The organism is Desulfosporomusa polytropa (assembly GCF_055380075.1).
In genome coordinates, this window is the sequence record NZ_AP042400.1 from 490,317 (window position 1) to 508,080 (window position 17,764).

At 42.0% G+C, this 17,764-nt stretch carries 19 protein-coding genes and 3 tRNA genes; 12 read left to right on the top strand and 10 right to left on the bottom strand.

The features are described from left to right. Position 1 precedes the first annotated feature (1 nt). The 8 genes from ACZ449_RS03870 to ACZ449_RS03905 all read left to right on the top strand — a co-directional run bounded on the left by ACZ449_RS03870 (position 2) and on the right by ACZ449_RS03905 (position 6,657). Positions 2 to 1,279 carry an ATP-binding protein gene (locus ACZ449_RS03870; protein WP_464259752.1) on the top strand — a complete coding sequence of 426 codons (1,278 nt, stop codon included), beginning with the start codon at positions 2 to 4 and terminating at the stop codon, positions 1,277 to 1,279. 3 nt (positions 1,280 to 1,282) lie between these two features. Beyond that, positions 1,283 to 3,778: an ATP-dependent helicase HrpB gene (gene hrpB, locus ACZ449_RS03875; protein WP_464259753.1), complete on the top strand. Its 2,496-nt coding sequence runs from the start codon at positions 1,283 to 1,285 to the stop codon at positions 3,776 to 3,778. A gap of 154 nt (positions 3,779 to 3,932) precedes the next feature. Beyond that, positions 3,933 to 4,008, top strand: a tRNA-His gene (locus ACZ449_RS03880). 14 nt (positions 4,009 to 4,022) lie between these two features. Then, positions 4,023 to 4,098 (top strand) — tRNA-Gln (locus ACZ449_RS03885). 74 nt (positions 4,099 to 4,172) lie between these two features. Next, positions 4,173 to 4,248 (top strand) — tRNA-Lys (locus ACZ449_RS03890). Positions 4,249 to 4,408: 160 nt separating this feature from the next. After that, entirely contained in the window at positions 4,409 to 4,687 is a 279-nt protein-coding gene (locus tag ACZ449_RS03895; RefSeq protein WP_464259754.1) for a metal-sensitive transcriptional regulator, read from the top strand. 23 nt (positions 4,688 to 4,710) lie between these two features. After that, positions 4,711 to 6,396 carry an FAD-dependent oxidoreductase gene (locus ACZ449_RS03900; protein ID WP_464259755.1) on the top strand — a complete coding sequence of 562 codons (1,686 nt, stop codon included), beginning with the start codon at positions 4,711 to 4,713 and terminating at the stop codon, positions 6,394 to 6,396. Between the two features lie 24 nt (positions 6,397 to 6,420). After that, positions 6,421 to 6,657 (top strand): hypothetical protein, encoded by a 237-nt coding sequence (locus ACZ449_RS03905; RefSeq protein WP_464259756.1) that lies wholly within the window; start codon positions 6,421 to 6,423, stop codon positions 6,655 to 6,657. Positions 6,658 to 6,748: 91 nt separating this feature from the next. On the opposite strand, the gene ACZ449_RS03910 is transcribed toward ACZ449_RS03905, so the two are convergent. The 7 genes from ACZ449_RS03910 to ACZ449_RS03940 all read right to left on the bottom strand — a co-directional run bounded on the left by ACZ449_RS03910 (position 6,749) and on the right by ACZ449_RS03940 (position 11,559). Next, the gene (locus tag ACZ449_RS03910; protein WP_464259757.1) at positions 6,749 to 6,970 is read right to left on the bottom strand and encodes a hypothetical protein; all 222 of its coding nucleotides are present in this window, start codon (positions 6,968 to 6,970) and stop codon (positions 6,749 to 6,751) included. 34 nt (positions 6,971 to 7,004) lie between these two features. Beyond that, positions 7,005 to 7,370 carry a NifB/NifX family molybdenum-iron cluster-binding protein gene (locus tag ACZ449_RS03915; protein WP_464259759.1) on the bottom strand — a complete coding sequence of 122 codons (366 nt, stop codon included), beginning with the start codon at positions 7,368 to 7,370 and terminating at the stop codon, positions 7,005 to 7,007. Positions 7,371 to 7,556: 186 nt separating this feature from the next. Continuing rightward, the gene (locus ACZ449_RS03920; RefSeq protein WP_464259760.1) at positions 7,557 to 8,768 is read right to left on the bottom strand and encodes an iron-sulfur cluster carrier protein MrpORP; all 1,212 of its coding nucleotides are present in this window, start codon (positions 8,766 to 8,768) and stop codon (positions 7,557 to 7,559) included. 29 nt (positions 8,769 to 8,797) lie between these two features. Then, entirely contained in the window at positions 8,798 to 9,166 is a 369-nt protein-coding gene (locus tag ACZ449_RS03925; protein ID WP_464259761.1) for a NifB/NifX family molybdenum-iron cluster-binding protein, read from the bottom strand. Between the two features lie 39 nt (positions 9,167 to 9,205). Then, on the bottom strand, positions 9,206 to 10,123 hold the full coding sequence (locus tag ACZ449_RS03930; RefSeq protein ID WP_464259762.1) for an ATP-binding protein: 918 nt from the start codon (positions 10,121 to 10,123) through the stop codon (positions 9,206 to 9,208). Then, entirely contained in the window at positions 10,120 to 10,971 is an 852-nt protein-coding gene (locus ACZ449_RS03935; protein WP_464259764.1) for a nucleotide-binding protein, read from the bottom strand. Before ACZ449_RS03935 ends, ACZ449_RS03930 begins: the two co-directional genes overlap by 4 nt. 198 nt (positions 10,972 to 11,169) lie before the next feature. After that, positions 11,170 to 11,559, bottom strand: coding sequence for a winged helix-turn-helix transcriptional regulator (locus tag ACZ449_RS03940; RefSeq protein ID WP_464259765.1), 390 nt, complete (start codon positions 11,557 to 11,559; stop codon positions 11,170 to 11,172). 179 nt (positions 11,560 to 11,738) lie between these two features. Between ACZ449_RS03940 and ACZ449_RS03945 the strand changes: the two genes are divergently transcribed. Further along, on the top strand, positions 11,739 to 12,128 hold the full coding sequence (locus tag ACZ449_RS03945; RefSeq protein ID WP_464259766.1) for a pyridoxamine 5'-phosphate oxidase family protein: 390 nt from the start codon (positions 11,739 to 11,741) through the stop codon (positions 12,126 to 12,128). A 407-nt stretch (positions 12,129 to 12,535) separates the two neighbouring features. After that, positions 12,536 to 12,964: a DUF134 domain-containing protein gene (locus ACZ449_RS03950; protein ID WP_464259767.1), complete on the top strand. Its 429-nt coding sequence runs from the start codon at positions 12,536 to 12,538 to the stop codon at positions 12,962 to 12,964. Between the two features lie 335 nt (positions 12,965 to 13,299). Here ACZ449_RS03950 and ACZ449_RS03955 read toward each other — a convergent pair whose 3' ends face one another. Beyond that, positions 13,300 to 14,274: a TDT family transporter gene (locus ACZ449_RS03955; protein WP_464259768.1), complete on the bottom strand. Its 975-nt coding sequence runs from the start codon at positions 14,272 to 14,274 to the stop codon at positions 13,300 to 13,302. 209 nt (positions 14,275 to 14,483) lie between these two features. Here ACZ449_RS03955 and ACZ449_RS03960 point away from each other — a divergent pair, with 209 nt between their 5' ends. Continuing rightward, entirely contained in the window at positions 14,484 to 14,822 is a 339-nt protein-coding gene (locus tag ACZ449_RS03960; protein WP_464259769.1) for a PadR family transcriptional regulator, read from the top strand. Between the two features lie 53 nt (positions 14,823 to 14,875). Then, entirely contained in the window at positions 14,876 to 16,072 is a 1,197-nt protein-coding gene (locus ACZ449_RS03965; protein WP_464259770.1) for an MFS transporter, read from the top strand. Positions 16,073 to 16,182: 110 nt separating this feature from the next. Here ACZ449_RS03965 and ACZ449_RS03970 read toward each other — a convergent pair whose 3' ends face one another. Both ACZ449_RS03970 and ACZ449_RS03975 read right to left on the bottom strand, forming a co-directional pair. Next, the gene (locus ACZ449_RS03970; protein WP_464259771.1) at positions 16,183 to 16,914 is read right to left on the bottom strand and encodes a Rossmann-like domain-containing protein; all 732 of its coding nucleotides are present in this window, start codon (positions 16,912 to 16,914) and stop codon (positions 16,183 to 16,185) included. Between the two features lie 130 nt (positions 16,915 to 17,044). Next, positions 17,045 to 17,479, bottom strand: a complete 435-nt coding sequence (locus tag ACZ449_RS03975; protein ID WP_464259772.1) for a DUF134 domain-containing protein — start codon at positions 17,477 to 17,479, stop codon at positions 17,045 to 17,047. Between the last annotated feature and the right edge of the window lie 285 nt (positions 17,480 to 17,764).

Sequence of the window (17,764 nt, forward strand, 5' to 3'; positions counted from 1 at the left end):
TGTGACAGATAGTTGCTTTGACCTTAGTAAATTGCTGATTTACCGCAATTTATTAGACGATAGTTTGATTAGACAATTACACACTCTGCAGGCGTTAGGGAACACTGAGTGTGATGAGTATGCACTTGCGGCCAGTCTTATAGTCTGGGCTGAGGAAAGTGGCATGGCCGGTAATATTGCCGAGAATTATTTATTGTGTCAAATCGGTTGTGATGAAAATATATTCAGTAATACTGCCGGCAAAACTGGTGGTCAGCCAGGACGCAGTCTGACAAAGGCCACCGTCCATGATATAACAATATGGAAGGCGCTAATCAACAAGGGTTTGACCCAACAATTCTGTGCGGACCTCCAAGCTGTTATTAATGACTATCATCCTATCCAAGAAATCCAAGGTAAGAAACCAGGTAAATTTCAGGACGTGTCACTGTTAAGGGATTTGTTTTTCGATGTGACAAAAGACTATACACCAGAAGAGGTTGTCTTGGCTCTTGGCCACTATTACGACTGTTATGGCTGTGGCCGGTTAGCCGGTTATGGCGCGTTTAAATGGGATTCAGAGCGACGGCAACTTGTTGGTATTGAGCATACTGATCAGGTTCAATTAAAGGATATTGTAGGCTATGAATACCAAAAGGCGGAGCTTGTTCGCAATACCGAGGCCTTTATTAGTGGCAAGCCGGCTAACAATGTACTATTGGTTGGGGCCAGAGGTACAGGTAAGTCGTCATCAGTTAAGGCAGCAGCCAATCGCTATGTTGACAAAGGTCTTAGACTTATTGAAATAGCCAAGGCTGATTTTAAACATATTCCCGAAATTATGGCAATACTGCGGCAGTGGGGTAAAAAATTCATTTTATTTATCGATGATTTGTCATTTGAGGAATTTGAAGCAGAGTACAAAATTTTAAAGTCGTTGATTGATGGTGGCATTGAGGTGCGGCCTGATAATGTGCTAATTTATGCTACCTCTAATCGACGAAATTTGGTCAAAGAAACTTGGGATGATCGCAGCGGCAATGAGTTGCACCGCCAGGATACCATAAATGAAAAAATATCGTTGGCTGACCGGTTTGGCGTTACGCTGTTTTACACATTGCCTAACCAGGAAGAATATTTCCGAATTGTTGAGGAAATTGCGCGCCGGAGCAGCATACCTATGTCGGTTGCTGAGCTTAGGGCCGAGGCGCTGCAATGGGAGATGTCACATTCAGGCCGTTCAGGCCGGATCGCAAAGCAGTTTATTGATTATCTGGCCGGAGAGGCCGGGTGTTGCTGAAGCATGAATAGGCTTCCAATTGATGAAATACTGCCTGAGCTTAAGGCTGCGCTTAGTTCACAGGTAAACGCTGTGTTGGTAGCTCCGCCTGGCTCTGGCAAAACCACACGCATACCGTTGGCGCTGTTGGATGAAGCGTGGCTTAACGGGCGACGCATTATTATGCTGGAACCTAGGCGTTTGGCAGCCCGAGCTGCGGCGTGCTATATGGCGCAGCTGTTAAAAGAACAGGTTGGGGAAACAGTAGGATATCGAGTTAGATTGGATACTTGTATTGGGCCTAAGACACGGATAGAGGTAATCACCGAAGGCGTGCTTACCCGTATGCTTCAGACTGACCAAGGTCTTAGTGGAGTAGGCATTGTTATTTTTGACGAATTTCACGAACGCAGTATTCATGCTGATCTAGGATTAGCGTTAGCTTTGGAGTCACAAGCTATTCTGCGGGAAGATTTGCGACTGTTAGTCATGTCAGCAACTCTTGCAGCTGAGCCGGTAGCTGGTTTGTTGGGCAATGCTCCGCTTATTTATGGCAATGGACACGTTTTTCCGGTAGAAACTCATTATCTTGAAAAACGTGATGATGAAGGTTCAGAGGTTAGTATTGTGCGGACTGTGTTTAACGCATTAGCTAATAGTGATGGCGACATATTGGTATTTCTGCCAGGCGCTGGTGAAATCCGCCGGGTTCAAGCAGGACTAACTGCAGAAGGTATTGCCAGATATGCACAGGTAGCACCACTATATGGAGCTTTACCGATAGCTGCACAAGATGCAGCTATTTTGCCTAGTTTAGCTGGTGAACGTAAAGTAGTACTGGCCACATCGATCGCTGAAACAAGCCTAACTGTTGCGGGTATAAAGACTGTGATTGATAGTGGGTTAATGCGTGTTCCGCGATACTCACTCCGTTCGGGTCTGACCTCACTGGAAACAATCAGAGTCTCAAGGTCAGCCGCCGATCAGCGCCGCGGACGGGCGGGGCGGCTCGGGCCGGGAAGGTGTTATCGGCTTTGGACTGAACAGGAAGATTATTACCTGGAACCCAATACGGCTCCCGAAATTATGTCAGCAGATTTGATGCCACTTGTACTGGAGCTGGCTGCTTGGGGAGTGGCTAGTCCTACGCAACTCAGGTGGCTTGATTTACCACCTGAGTCAACAGTTTCGCAGGCAAGACAACTGCTTGGGAAGCTAAAGGCGTTGGCAGAGAGTGGCGCTATTACCGAACATGGACGACAAATGCTGCAGACAGGCTTGCACCCGCGTTTGGCTCACATGGTGCTTGCCGCACAAGAACTCGGTTTGGGCGGGATAGCCTGTGAACTTGCTGCGATTCTTAGTGAACGGGACTTCTTGCGTGGTTCAGATGTTGATTTGCGTCTGCGTCTTGAAGTTATTCATGATTTAAATAATATAAAAGACAAGCGTACACTGATAGTAAGTCAAGCTAGTGATAAAGCATTAGTTTGGCGAATTAAACAGGAAAGTGACCGCCTGAAATGGGAATTTGGCAATGCAGCTGGTTGTGCGGAGGATGTTGCTTATTGTGGCTTGCTGTTGGCCTTGGCTTATCCTGAGAGGATAGGACAACAGCGGGGCGGGGGAAGATTTTTGCTGGAAAATGGACGCGGCGCAGTGATTTTTGACAAACAGCTGGTAGCACAGGCTGACTATATTGTGGCTGCGAACCTTGATGGACAGGGGAATGAGAGTCGGATTTATCTTGCTGCACCCATCGAAATAGAACAAATTAGAACCCATTTTTCTGAGCAGATAGTAAGTGAAACTATGATTATCTGGGATGGATCTGCTCAGGCAGTGCGGGCCAGAGTGCATGAACAATTAGGAGCGCTAATATTAAAGGTGAGTCCTTGCTCTGATCCAAAGCCTGCAGACATTGTAAGGGCTTTACTGAGCGGGGTGGCTGGAGAAGGATTAGCGATATTACCATGGTCGCGGGCGGCGCGGCAATTGCGTGAGCGTCTGCTATTCATTCACTACTGGGAAGAGGGGTGGCCAGATGTTACCGACGAGGCACTTCTAGCCACTTTAGATACTTGGCTTGGACCCTATGTTTATGGTTTAACAAGCCAGGCAGGCTTGTCTCAACTGAATCTTGTTGCTATTTTAGAAAACATGCTTACCTGGGACCAGCGGCAGACGCTTGAAGGATATGCGCCCACCTACCTTGTTGTGCCTAGTAAGCAACATATCCCGATAGATTACAGCAAGCCTGATTGCCCGGCGCTGGCTGTAAGGCTCCAGGAAATGTTTGGCCTTCAAGACACCCCATGTATAGCCCGTGGGAAAGTACGGCTAACCCTAAAACTACTATCACCGGCGCAACGACCGGTGCAGGTTACACAAGATTTGGCCAGCTTTTGGCGTACTACCTATTTTGAAGTGAAAAAAGATTTAATGGGTAGGTATCCTAAACATTATTGGCCAGATAATCCTCTAGTTGCCATTCCAACCAACCGTGTCCGTCCACGATGATAGCGTACTATGCTAATACATACCTACATATTTTTAGTAGGAGTATTGCTGGTATGAATAAGTACTTTCATACTTAACAATAGTTCAAATAGGATGCTTGACATAACGATATTGGTATGATAGAATAAATTCTGTCGAAAGCGGCAATTATATGGTGGCTGTGGTGAAGTGGTTAACACGCCGGATTGTGGCTCCGGTACTCGAGGGTTCGAGACCCTCCAGTCACCCCAACTTTACATTGAATAGGGGCGTAGCCAAGTCGGTAAGGCAACGGACTTTGACTCCGTCATGCGTTGGTTCGAGTCCAGCCGCCCCTGCCATTTGAGATGTGAGATGCGGGATGTTAGAAGTGGAAATCACTGTTAACACAAGCAAGCACCACATCATTATTTTTGACCTACTAGCTCAGTCGGTAGAGCACCTGACTTTTAATCAGGGTGTCCCGCGTTCGAGTCGCGGGTGGGTCACCATGAATGTAGTATCCCCAGACTTAGTGTCTGGGGATTTTTAATTTTGGTTGATTTTAAGTAATTTATAGAGTATATTATACCTATAGTATAACCCCTCCCTGTGGGGATGGATAATGCTATAGGTAGGCAAGATTACTATTCATAGTGAGGAGTATGAGTTATGGCTAATGAACAGATGAAAAAAAGTGTACTTCAAAGATTAGGCACTATTAAAGGTCATATTGCAGGTATTGAAAAAATGGTTGAAAATGATAAGCAATGCGAAGATATTCTTTTTCAGTTGAGTGCGGTAATGGGTGCAGTCAACAAATTAAACGCACATATTCTGGAAGGTTATACCGAAGCCTGTTTGAATGAGATTACTATAGATGATACTAATGTCCGTCAGCGAATTGAGAAATTAACCCAAACAATGATTGTCATGTTAAAGAAAACCTGATAAAGAAATAGGGAGGGATTCATATGAAAAAAATTGTTGTGATTGGTGGTGTGGCAGCTGGACTCAAAGCTGCAGCCAAAGCGCGCAGGGGTGACCCACAGGCAAGTATTATTGTGCTGGAAAAGGGAAAAATCATTTCTTATGGCGCTTGTGGTATGCCGTATTATGTTGGCGGCGACGTTAATGACATTGAAGATTTGATGAAGACGCCGGTAGGCATTGTACGCAGTTCGGCTTTTTTCAAAAATGGTAAGGACATTGACGTATTAACTCAAACAGAAGCAATTGCCATCGATCGGCAAGCTAAGGTGGTAACCGTGCAGAAACTTGCTACTGGCGAAGCAGATAAAATACCTTATGACAAATTGGTTATTGCCACAGGTGCTTCACCGATCAAACCGCCGCTGCCAGGAGTGAATTTAGGTAATATTTATTCGCTTTGGCACCCTGACGATGCTCAGGCAATAAGGTTGGGAATTGAGGCCGGGAATTTTAAGCAGGCAGTAATTATTGGTGCCGGACTAGTAGGCATGGAAATGGCCGAAGCATTAACGAAACGACAGCTGCAGGTAACACTGGTAGAAATGAAGGAGCAAATATTCCCGGCGTTTCTTGATACCGAAATAGCTGGAATAGCAGCTAAGTATGCCGCAGAAAAGGGTATTACCCTGTTAACTGAAGAAAAAGTAGTAAGTTTTACTGGTGAGACAAAGGTAATAGCAGTTGAGACTGATAAACGCACTATTTCTGCCGATCTTGTTATATTGGCAATTGGTGCTCGACCCAATGTGGAATTAGCTAAGAATGCAGGATTGACTATCGGTGCAACTGGAGCCATTGTGGTAGATGAAGGAATGCGCACTAACGATCCTGATATCTATGCGGGTGGTGACTGCGTAGAAAATGTTAACCGCGTATCTGGGCAAAAGGTGTTTGCGCCGATGGGTTCAACGGCCAATAAGCATGGCCGCATCATTGGTGAAAATTTGTGTGGTGGTCATGCTAAATTTAAAGGTGTACTTAATACGGTTGTGGCTAAACTACATAATCTTACCGTTGGCAAAACCGGTTTAAGTGAACGTGATGCTAAACAGCTTGGTTATGATTATATTACAGCGATGGTTGCAGGTCATGACAAACCTCATTATATGCCTGGTGCCAAACCGATTACTGTAAAATTAATTGCTGAGGCCCAAACAGGAAAAGTTCTTGGGATGCAGGCAGTAGGCGAAGGCGAAGTCGCTAAACGGGTGGATGTGGTGGCAGCGGTACTGACTTTAGGCGGTACTATTGATGATTTATTTGACATTGATCTATCTTATGCCCCACCTTATAATTCGCCTATTGACAATGTAGCGGTGGCTGCCAATGCTGTCATGAACAAATTGGCAGGCAAATTCAAAGGTGTTTCGTCGCTCGTGGCTAAGGAAAAGCTGGAAGATGGTAAAACGGTTTTCCTGGATGTTCGCACCCCAGACGAATGCAAGCAGATACGTCTGTCAGATAGCCCAAATATCAAATATATTCCATTAGGGCAATTGCGCAGTCGTTTGCTGGAATTGAACAAACAGGATGAAATTGTAGCCTTTTGTAAAATTAGTTTGCGTGGTTATGATGCTGAAGGAATTTTGGAGGGTGCAGGCTTTGAAAATGTCAAGGTCATGGAAGGTGGCATTGTGTCGTGGCCATTTGCCTGCAAAAAGGGATAAATTGGTTATTGTCCAGGTACTTCATTGGGGGCACTGGGTGAAGGACGCTGGGATTCGGCTTGGGGCATTCTGGGTATGTTGGTAGGGGCGGGAATATATGCTGAAGCATATCCTTATTTGCAAACGACTGTTCTGACTTGGGGAAATTACGGGAAAATTACCATTCCCCAACTATTAGGTGTTAATCATTGGCTGGTTATTGTACCTTTCTTATTAATAACCGTTCTTTTGTTTCGCTGGTTAGAGAAAAAAGGATTATAAAAGAACAAGCGCATTTTAGACAGTTGCTATTTGTCTGAAATGTGCTTGTTTTTTTTGAAAGACTAATTATGTCAAAGTGTTTTGAACTTTTTCATTTATTATACACCCAATCGTATTCTTCGTAATTCTGCCTATCCCATATTACAACTTCCGGTCTAATCATCAGTGCTTGCTTACTTCCCTCCTGTCCTTTTTTACAAGCTTCTTCATAAGTGTCAAATATACCTACCAAGTTCCTAATTCCTGTCGATGGATCAGTAAAAGCTAATCCAAATCCCTTTTGATTTTCCGAAAACTCAATTTCTTTATACATCGTTGTATTTTCCTCCTTGTATACAAGGTCCGGTTCAGTGTTTATGATGATGGCCATCACATGCATCTGTTCCCTCATGATTTTTAATATACTTTAATAATTGCTTTTCCATCAAGCTAAGTGCAATTTCAACAGAATGCCCCGTTCCTAAATATCTTGTTACACATGCATTTGTTAGTATATCAAATGCTGTCGGATTTAATTTTCCTGTAATAATGGCTTCACAATCATATTCCACAACTTCATTAGCAAGCTTTTCTTCTGACGAATCATCTTCATTTTTAATAGCTATAACATTTGAGTCATTTATATTGACAATTAATAAGTAGTTACATGAGGTAAATTGTTCAGATACTTTACTGTTTAAACTTTGCCCATCAGCAGTTACAGCAATATTCATTTTTCCTCCCGGTTAAAATGATAGTAGCAACTTGAGTAAGGGTGAAGCTACTACTATCATGAAATTTTCAACGAGTTTGTAGTCTGCGAATAGCTATCTTGAGGATAATATGGGTTTTGAAATAAAGAAAGGCGTAGCTAGTATGACGTAATGCAATTCTAGCTGCGCCTCTTCTTAGAAAATTACTTAATGACCGCTGCAGTCGTGTCCATGATCATGTCCGTGTTCATGGTCGCAGGTGTTGCCGGAGTCAACGAGTTCGCCGCGCAGGTAGACAGCAACCAGATTTTCAGGTGTGTCTGAGGGGGCACCGCAGGAAACTTTTACGCCACGCTGTTGTAAAATGGCTTGTGCTGCTTCTCCCATACCGCCGACGATGATATCGGTACATCCTTGATCGGCTACCCAGTTAGGAATGACGCCAGGTTCGTGGGGCGGCGGGGTTAGGGTCTCTTGTTTAACGATTTTGCCGTCAGCTACAGTGATGATAGCGAATTGTTCACAATGACCAAAATGGGTACAAAGTTTTCCTTGAACTACCGGAATCGCAATTTTCATAGATTTGTCAACACCCTTCTGTTTATTAGGAAGTTTTTGGAGTAATTGCTCAACAATATGTTGCATTTTCTCTTTGGTTTGACTGGATAAAGTATCAATGCTTTGACCGGCATCACCGGCGGTAACTACGCTAGGGTCAATAGGCAGTTGACCTAAGAAGGTAAGATTGTACTTTGCCGCAGTTTTTTCACCACCGCCGCTTTTGAAGATGGCATGCATATTGCCGCAGGAAGGGCAAACAAAGCCACTCATGTTTTCGATAATGCCTAAAACTGGCAGATTGACTTTTTGACAAAATTGGATGGATTTGCGCACATCCGCCAAGGCAATTTCTTGCGGGGTTGTTACGATGACCGCTTGGCAACCGGTTACTGTCTGGGCTACTGTCAGTGGTTCGTCACCTGTTCCCGGAGGGCTGTCAATAATCAGAAAATCAAGTGGCCCCCAATTTACATCTGCTAGAAATTGACGAATAATACCAATTTTTACCGGACCGCGCCAGATAAGTGGATCGTCAGGCTGATCTAATAAGCCTTGAATGGATATTACTTTTAAATTGTCGGAATAATGATATGGCTGAAATTGGTCACCTATGGTATTGATTCTTAGACCAGTAAGTCCTAAGAGTCCGGCAATACTGGGACCATGCACGTCTACATCAAGCAGGCCAACTTTATAGCCTTGATTGCTTAGAAAGACTGCTAGGTTGGTGGCAACCGTGCTTTTGCCGACGCCGCCTTTGCCACTCATGACTACGATTTTGTGATTGACATTTTGTAAAAAACTGTTGATCTTTTGATCTTGTGCTTGTAATTCTTGATTGCTACTGTTACAGGCCATTTCAGAATCCATCTCCTTTGATAGTGTTATTATTTATTTATTTCAACAGCGTTTGGTGCGGCGATGAGCGTTAGCTTGCCAGCTCGAAAAGCTGCTAATGCTTCTTCAACGGTACCGCTCAGTGTGCCTAAGGAATACATGGCAATATTTGCTGCATGCACTACTTTAAACGCTTTGGGACCGACATGGCCGGTGATGAGTACGCTGGCTCCGGTTTTGGCCAGAGATTGTCCTGCCTGGATGCCAGCTCCATGTGCTGCTTCCAGGTTTTGCGTGTTGGGTACAGTGTCCCAGGTGTCTTTTTCTTGGTCATAAAGGACGAAATGATCGGCTCGACCAAAACGGGAATCGACTGTTGCGTGGCGGTCTTCGCCATGCGCGGTAATGGCAATTTTCATGATGTGTTTCCTCGCTTTCGTAATGATTAAATTGTTACTTTAACGGAAAATATTGATTTTTTGCCAGAGCAAGTCAAGCCCACTGGCACTTTTCGGGATGTTTAACTGATTTGCTATGTTTTGCCATAGCTCGGTCAGCTCTTCCGTGACATTACTTTCTGGTATTTCTAATACTGTTTTGCCAGATTGTACAGCGCTGCGGAAGGTGTCACTGTAGGGGATTTTGCCCAATATAGGGATGTCTTTGCTTTGGCACCAGGTTACCATTTGCTCCGTATTTTCTTGGTGAAGCGTACTTTTATTGATGCATACAGCCATGGGTAATTGGAAGTGGGCCACTAAATCTGCTAATCGTGCCAAGTCATGCATGCCAGACACAGATGGCTCTACGACAGCCAGTGCTAACGAGGCGCCAGATAAGGCGGCGATAGCCGGGCAACCGATGCCAGGTGGCCCGTCAGTGATAATGAGAGGCAGATGATCGGTTGTTGCAATTTTTTTTGCTTCGTGCCGTACCTTACTAACTAGTTTGCCGGAGTTTTCTACTGATAGGCCAAGTTCTGCGTGTATTAAGCAGCCAAAGCGAGTGTCGGAGACAAACCAGTGTCCTGCTTGTTTTTCCTGCATGGCAATAGCATGTTTGGGACAATTAAAGGCGCATACACCGCAGCCCTCACAGTTTAGCGGTGAGGTAATAACGCCGGCAGTAATGGCTCCAAATCGGCATAGGTCGGTACATTTGCCGCAGTGTGTACAGGTTTCATCATCAATATGCGGTTGAAACCCGGCTGTGAATGCATAAGAGTCCTTGATAGTAGCGCCGCTGACCAGATGGAAATTGGCTGCATCCACATCGCAGTCTACCAGCACTTTTTGTGGTGCCAGATAGGCGAGAGCAGCGCTGATACTGGTTTTACCTGTGCCACCTTTGCCGCTGACTATGACTAGTTCTTTCATGCTCTCGCGCCCCTTTCAGACGTAAGCTGTTGCCAGATAGAAACCGCAATGCCTTGAAATTCAACAGGTATGCAACCTGCGGCGTATTGACGGGCGAAAGAAAGACTATGAGGAATTTTGGCTAAGACTGGAGTTTGGCGGCTCGCACAAAAGGCTTCAATATTTTCGTCGCCAGCAGCAGCATCACTTTTGTTTATCACTACACCTGTTGGTATTTGGAGCAAGTGGGTAATATTCATAGCCAATTCGAGGTCATGTTTGCCAAAGGGGGTTGGTTCGGTAACTAAGATGCAAAAATCGCTACCTTTTATGGCGTTTACCATGGAGCAGGAAGTACCGGGCGGACAATCTACAAGAATATCGCCTGTAAGCTGCAAGCTTTCTTGTTTCATTCTTCTAATAAGTGGCACAGCACTGGGAGTACCAATCTTCAGAGTGCCATTTACCAGGTGAATGCCAGGATGTGAGGCAGCTGTTCCGGTCATAAGGGTGCCAATTACCTTTTGTTCTTCGCTTATGGCGTTTTGTTGGCAGGCGAGTAGGCATCCGCCACAACTATGACATAGTTCGTCAAACAATAAGGCTGATTTGCCGGAAACTGCGATAGCACTGAACAGGCAAATCGCTGAACAAGCGCCACAACCGTTGCAGCGGTCACTATCAATGCGCGGCACCATGATGGTGACCGCTTGTTCTGGTCCGTGCCACTCTGGTTGGAGAAATAAATGGCAGTTCGGTTCTTCCACGTCGCAGTCAATTAGGGTGATGCTAGAATGCGCGGCAGCAAGCAATAAGGCTAAGGTTGTTTTGCCGGTACCGCCTTTGCCGCTGGCAATGCTGATAAGCACAGAACGCCCTCCTTTGCAAATTGTGAAATATATTTCATAATTTAGCTAAAAAATTATTTATCGTCGCGACTGATAGTTGTTCAACGCGACGTTCTTTATATGGGCGAGGCAGAGTGATCCTTTCATTTATGAAATATGTTTCATAATCACTATATAATATTGTGTGCGGTATGTCAAGGAATATTCTTCAAGGTAACATTATTTTGAAGAATATATCATATTGGGTGCAGGTAAATGACAAACAGGTTCACATTGTTTACAGTAGTGGCATTTAGCTGTGTGTTTACTAGTGGCATTCATTCCCCACTTTCTCATAGCAACCAAAATGGGTAAGAGACTTTGACCTAAGAGGGTTAATGAATACTCAACTTTTGGTGGTATTTCCGAAAAAGCTTTTCTTTCAACCAATCCGTCATTTTCCATTTCTCTAAGCTGTTGTGTCAATATTTTTGCACTGATAGGACCAATGCACTTATGTAATGCACCAAATCGTTTCCCGCCTCCCATTAGTTCGCGAATTATGAGAAATTTCCATTTTCCACTTATAACAGAAAGAGTAATTTCTATAGGGCATTTTGTTATCTCCATAATTGTTTCTCCTATTACAGTATGTTAGGTGTAAGATATTAGATTTAAGTTACTTTTTTGTTACCTAAGTTACTTAAAAGTGCATACTTGTTTTTGCAGAACAGCAAGTATATCATAATATTGGCAGCTGCCTATATTGATAAAATAAATAAAAAAGCAATAAAAGGAGGGATTTAGGAGTGAAAGTATTAAATTCTGAAATTAAGGCATTTCTTGAGGCAAATAAAATGTGGGTTCTTGCAACTGCGGGAAATACCCCGAATGCCGTTCCAATATATTTTACCAAGGTGCTTAATGATAATAAGTTAATGCTTGTTGATGTTTTTATGAAAAAAACCCTAGAAAATATCAAAAATAATCCAAATGTAGCGATTACAGTTTATAATGCAGAAAAACTTCAAGGTTACCAGATTAAAGGCACTGCTACTTACATAACGGAAGGTTTACTTGTAACGGAAGGTAATACTATGGCATCTGTTCTTAAACTGAATGCGAAAGGTGTAGTAACTGTTGAAGTTGAGGAGATTTTCGTAACATCACCTGGCCCTGATATCGGAAAATCTCTCTAAAAAACTTGACGTCATTATAAATTTAATATGGACATCCTTCTTGACGATGCCAAACCGTCCTTCGGCTAACGATATAAAGTGATCATGTTCTTTAAAGATTTCTTTTCCGATGTGTTTCCCACCTCAGCGTATTTGATATGCATTTTCTTGTTAATAGTGCCAAAAGACTCTTCTCTTCATTTCCTTGGTGAAAACCAGGAGCTTTTTTTTTATTATTCAAGTTTAATTTATGGATGATATCGAGAGACTAATTTGTAAGTTAAAATGTTATGGAATATATACCATAACAATAATATATAATATTAAATAATAAATGTCAATGAATGGTAAGTTTGGTTATAATAATTTGACATCAAATTTTATTTGTAGTATATTTAAAATGAAATATATTTCATAAGGAGATTTATATGGTTCGTCCACTAAAAGAACGAAAAATCGAAAAGGTTCCACCAATATCACACTATAAACCAATAGGAATCCCCTTAAGAGATCTCCAGGAAATTGTACTTACCTATGAAGAACTAGAAGCTATCAGGTTATCTGATTTGGAACAACTCGATCATACTGATGCTGCCAAAAGTATGGAAGTATCACGTTCTACGTTTAACCGTATCCTGGCTAAGGCACATAATAAAATCGCTTTGGCTTTGTGGGAGGGGAAGGCTCTTCGTTTTGAGGGCGGCAATTTTAAGTTGGAACATAAGCATCTTAACGAGTTGCGTTATTTTATTTGTCAAGATTGTCATTATGAATGGAGCGTACCCTTTGGGACAGGTAAGAGAGGGATTGAGATGGTTTGTCCACAGTGTCAGTCTAATAATATTATTAGGAAGTAAAATATAGTTTCGACCCCCTCAAGGTGAAGTGAAGAGGGGGTCGAACTATTATGTGATAGCTGTTAAGCCTTAAAAGTCCGAGGTGGAGAGAAATATGACAAATATAGTGAGAAAAATTTTGGTTGTGATCAGTCTATTCGTTATTACACTCTATTTGTGAATATAAGATAAAATTAAGGTCTGTACTTCTTACTAAGGAGTACAGACCTTATACTATTCTGTTTCGATAATTTTTGGTTCTGGCGCAAAATGAAAAAACGTCCCTAGATACTTGCCTTTTGCCTGTCATTAAGAAATTATGGTTCCTTTTTATTCCGCCTCTCAGTAACTTGTTCTTATCGGCAATTATCATGGAATAAGAAGCTAATATATTTTACAAAAACATAAATCACAAAAAATACCGCTAAGAATTCTTCAAAGAGGGCTAAATATTTCAGTATTGCAATTTCAACACCAATGCTAATTAAAAAAGTATTTAATGATGTCATTGCTATAGCACTAATAACAAGAGGAAAGGTAAACGCTGAATAACTTGGGAAAAACTTATTTTTTGTCATTTTAGGCATATATAAAAGTACCATGAACAGCATGGTTATAGATAAAAAAGCCAATAACCAGACGATTACCATATTCTTTTCTTGGAATGAATTTAAATATCCAGTTAAGCATAAGCTGGCGGGTGCAGCAAAAATTGCGATGGTAGGTAGTATTGGTTCAGGAATAGAATTGATTACAAATACTCTATAGCTGATAACAGGTAATAAAAGCAAATATGCAATAAAACCAAACCAAAACAATATTTGACCAATCCACATAGCATTAAATACTGGGGATACTACGCTAAAAATTGCAATACCAACATAAACTACAAAATAACTAGGAAGTACTTGTTGTAAATTAAAGTTAAGGAGATATTTGTTAGTATAATATATTATCAAAATTATGTGCATTAAAATACCTAAACCGCAAACAATGAAGGCGGCTAATGAACAAAATGGGTAAATATAGGTGGATAAAACGACAATCGCCATAGGAAAAGTGGATGCAATACCAGCAATGACAGGATTTTGGAGGTCTTTTATAATCATATTCGTATAGATAACTGTCTTTGATATCAGCATTAAAGTTACGAATAAGAAAATAATCCCTGACAAAATTTTAAATATATTTCCATATGGAGATAACATAGTACCTGCTGATATTATTCCTAAGAGTAGTCCTGATATAGGAATTGGTAGAACCTGTATTGAATTTCTAATTTCTTTTATTATTCCTTGTTTAGGGATGATTTCCGGTAATAGCTGTTGCAATCGTAAAACCCCCTTGTAAATAAACTTAAATGTTAATATTTCCATATGAGGATTAATATCCCTCTAAATAGTTTTGAACAATTCATTAAAATAATTCCATGGATTATATTGATTATCCTGTATTATAGCTATATACTGTTTATAACAGTATGATGTTTCAAACAGTATAGTTAAGAGCATCCTAAACTAATAGAATTGAGGTAAATCGTATGAATAAAAAATACGGAAGGCATACCCCGGCCTTTTTATTGCTTTTTTTAGCACAGGAACCTTCTTATGGAGCATCGCTTTTGGCCAGGATGAAGGAAAATCTACCTTATTGTTTTGCTGATAGTGCAATTGTTTATCGAAGTTTACAAGACATGGAGAAACAGGGCTTATTAGAAACAGAATGGAAAATAATCGAGGGGTCCCAGCCTCAGAAATGGTACAAAATTACAACTAAGGGGATTTCAGCACTCACGGATTTTGCAGTAGATATTGAACAACGCCGTAAAAATTTTGATTTTTTTCTATCGGGATATAATGAAGTGATAAAGAAAGAATAGATCAAAAACAGGGTCTGTCAAACATATATACCAATCCCAAAGGAGTGAGTTTTATGAGTCAAATACAATCGGTTCAATATTCAAAGATAGGAATACTTTCAATATCTCATATGCTAAATGATTTTTACAGTAACTATCTTCCTCAAATGCTACCGTTTCTGGTAGTGCTACATCCTGATTTTACGGCCACTCGTGCTGCTATAATGATATCGGCTTTTACGATAACATCATCGTTTTTTCAACCGCTATTCGGTTATTTTTTGGATGGGGCGGGTAAACGATGGTTTGTCTATGTAGGAACATTATGGATGGCTGCTATGCTAAGTTTAACGGGAATTACCCAAAATTACTGGCTAATTGTTACTCTTGCAGGTTTAGCCGGGCTTGGAACGGCTGCATTTCATCCGCAGGCCTCAACTATGGTTAACGTTTTAAGTGGTGAGCATAAAGCTGTATTACTTTCTGGTTTCGTAGCTTTCGGAAATTTTGGCTTTGCTTTGGGGCCACTTTTTCTTATTCCGCTATTTCAGGCGTATGGATTAGAAGCTACTGTCGTAACCGTAGTCCCTGGCCTATTGGTCGCAATTTTATTAGCTTTTTTTGCACCGAAAAACGACATTTTATCAGGTGCTACCCCGTCACTTTCAATTGTTGTACAATCGTTAAAATCAGCAAGTCGGGAACTTGTAGCTATTATTGGGGTTATTGCAATTCGATCTTTAGCCTACACCGGGCTATTAACAATGCTTCCACTATATTTCAAATCAGAAAATGTATCAAACATGGTGGCAGGGCACTTGCTGACTATTATGCTGGCCGCAGGTGCCATCGGTGGCATCGTCGGCGGGTTCATCTCTGATCACTATGGCCGTAAACGGCTTATTGTCGGTTCTCTAGTTCTTTCTACACCGATGTTTTTGGGTTTTTTCTATACCCAAGGCATGCTAAGTACAATCTTTTTGGCTTTAGCTGGAGCTGCATTGCTATCTAGTTTTTCAGTGACTGTCATAGCAGCACAAGAAGCAATTCCAAATAATAAAGCACTTGCCGCAGGGCTGACTATGGGATTTGCGGGAGGGATTGGCGGTCTCGCTGTAATATTAATTGGTCGTATCGGTGATATTTGGGGTCTTTCTGCATCAATTTTTGTCCTATGTATTCTTCCTATCTTTGCTGGCCTTGTTGCGCTAGGAATGAAGAGCCGTCCGCCAGCACGTCTTCAACGTAATCTAGCCGTAAAAACAAATTAGTTATAATGCCACGATAGTTAGGCCTCTGATAGACTATCTATCAGAGGCCTAATATATTGCAATCTTCAATTACGAATTAACTGTCAGAATTTGAGTATTGGGATGTTATTTCAGCGACCGCAGAAACAAAATCTTGGCAAGTCAAACAACTTTGCTAGGCCTGCTGCGGTTACGCCATAATAAATTACCGGCTTTCCCTGCAATAACTCGTGGTAGGTGTCATTGACTAAGACACTTCCTGTAGACAAAACGATATCTGCCCAACAGGCGTGCTGAGAATTAAGGGCTGCATCCTCGATGCGAACACCACAGCGGATTTGACCGATATTATCCGGATTTAGGTCAGTGACTTTAAGTTCAAAGGACGCGTTGTTTAGCGCTTCAATTAAGGCAGGCTGTAAGCCGACAAAAGCGATTTTCGGTCTGCCATACTTTGCTTCAATATAATCAGGCAGCTCTTTAGCGCAAAGGGTCGGTTCTTTATCTTTGCAGTGAACAGTTGCTTCAATCATCTGCAAATTTCGCATCGCTGCGTTTAGGGTCGCAACAAATACTGCACGATGAAAATTGGTATCTAGCGGTAGTTGCAATACATCCTCCAGAGTACCTTCGAATTGTCCAGGTTGATCAGTGAAGGCTTGTCCCACGCCATCACGCAGTCGCGCTTCCATCATGACTTCTTTTCCAGTAAGTAAAGGATAATCATCGCGATCCGGTTTCCCAATTGCCTCTTCAGGAGTAAGATTGCGTGCAGATACGATCATAACTTTTTCGTTAGACGCCCAATTATGATCTTTAGCTAATTGGGCAAGCTTAATTTTTGCTTCTTCTAACAGTGTCATTTCGTGCCCCCTTCTGTTTATTTTTGCTTACTAGGAAGTTTTTGGTCAGTACATTGCCGCTGGCAATGCTGATAAGTACAGAACGGCCTCCCGTGCAAATTGTGAAATATATTCATAGTTTAGTTAGAAATTATTTATCGTTGTGATTGACAGTCGGCTCTTTGCATGTAGGACATAATAGATCATGGCAACGCTGCCCGTTGCCGCGCGGCAATGTCCATTTGTGGCCACAGGTTTGACAGACAAAATGTCGCAGGTTGGTTCGGCAGTGATGGTCGATACGAAAAGTTCCACCGTCAACCCGTAGTGCATGGCCTCCCCATAAGGCGGCAGCTATTTTTTGATGTGCCGCATTGACAATCCGGTGAAAGGTGGGGCGGGAGACTTCCATGCGTGTAGCTGCTGCTGCTTGATCGAGTTGTTCGATATCAGCTAAACGGATAGCTTCCATTTCTTCAATGGTTAAGGTAACTTCTTCTAGATTGTGTAAAGGAACTCCTGTGGGCTTGTAGTGAGTAATTGGTGGTAGTTGTTCAACACGGCGTTCTTTATGTGGGCGACCCATAGAGCTCCTTTCAGATTGTGAAATATATTTCATAACCAATATATCGCATTCTGTACAGTATGTCAAGGAATATTGAGCTCGATGCAAAATTGCGATTGAGGAAATATTCGTTTCAAGGAAGAAAGAAAATATATGAAATTTTGGAAGGATTATCATAGAATAAAACGAAATTATAAATTATAGTAATACATATTATTACTTGCAGCAGTTTACAGAGATAGTGAATGTTTAAATCATAAGACCATAGTGAGTATAATTCATGCGTAGAAGGTATTCTAGCCATTG

Bases quoted from the DNA above. Each gene is read 5' to 3' on its own strand.
- ACZ449_RS03915 (WP_464259759.1), bottom strand. From the start codon at position 7,370: ATGAATATTGCTGTAACTGCTGATGGGCAAAGTTTAAACAGTAAAGTA.
- ACZ449_RS03960 (WP_464259769.1), top strand. From the start codon at position 14,484: ATGAATAAAAAATACGGAAGGCATACCCCGGCCTTTTTATTGCTTTTT.
- ACZ449_RS03895 (WP_464259754.1), top strand. From the start codon at position 4,409: ATGGCTAATGAACAGATGAAAAAAAGTGTACTTCAAAGATTAGGCACT.
- ACZ449_RS03925 (WP_464259761.1), bottom strand. From the start codon at position 9,166: ATGAAAATTGCCATTACCGCGCATGGCGAAGACCGCCACGCAACAGTC.
- ACZ449_RS03940 (WP_464259765.1), bottom strand. From the start codon at position 11,559: ATGGAGATAACAAAATGCCCTATAGAAATTACTCTTTCTGTTATAAGT.
- hrpB (WP_464259753.1), top strand. From the start codon at position 1,283: ATGAATAGGCTTCCAATTGATGAAATACTGCCTGAGCTTAAGGCTGCG.
- ACZ449_RS03950 (WP_464259767.1), top strand. From the start codon at position 12,536: ATGGTTCGTCCACTAAAAGAACGAAAAATCGAAAAGGTTCCACCAATA.
- ACZ449_RS03920 (WP_464259760.1), bottom strand. From the start codon at position 8,768: ATGGCCTGTAACAGTAGCAATCAAGAATTACAAGCACAAGATCAAAAG.
- ACZ449_RS03965 (WP_464259770.1), top strand. From the start codon at position 14,876: ATGAGTCAAATACAATCGGTTCAATATTCAAAGATAGGAATACTTTCA.
- ACZ449_RS03975 (WP_464259772.1), bottom strand. From the start codon at position 17,479: ATGGGTCGCCCACATAAAGAACGCCGTGTTGAACAACTACCACCAATT.
- ACZ449_RS03900 (WP_464259755.1), top strand. From the start codon at position 4,711: ATGAAAAAAATTGTTGTGATTGGTGGTGTGGCAGCTGGACTCAAAGCT.
- ACZ449_RS03930 (WP_464259762.1), bottom strand. From the start codon at position 10,123: ATGAAAGAACTAGTCATAGTCAGCGGCAAAGGTGGCACAGGTAAAACC.
- ACZ449_RS03970 (WP_464259771.1), bottom strand. From the start codon at position 16,914: ATGACACTGTTAGAAGAAGCAAAAATTAAGCTTGCCCAATTAGCTAAA.
- ACZ449_RS03910 (WP_464259757.1), bottom strand. From the start codon at position 6,970: ATGTATAAAGAAATTGAGTTTTCGGAAAATCAAAAGGGATTTGGATTA.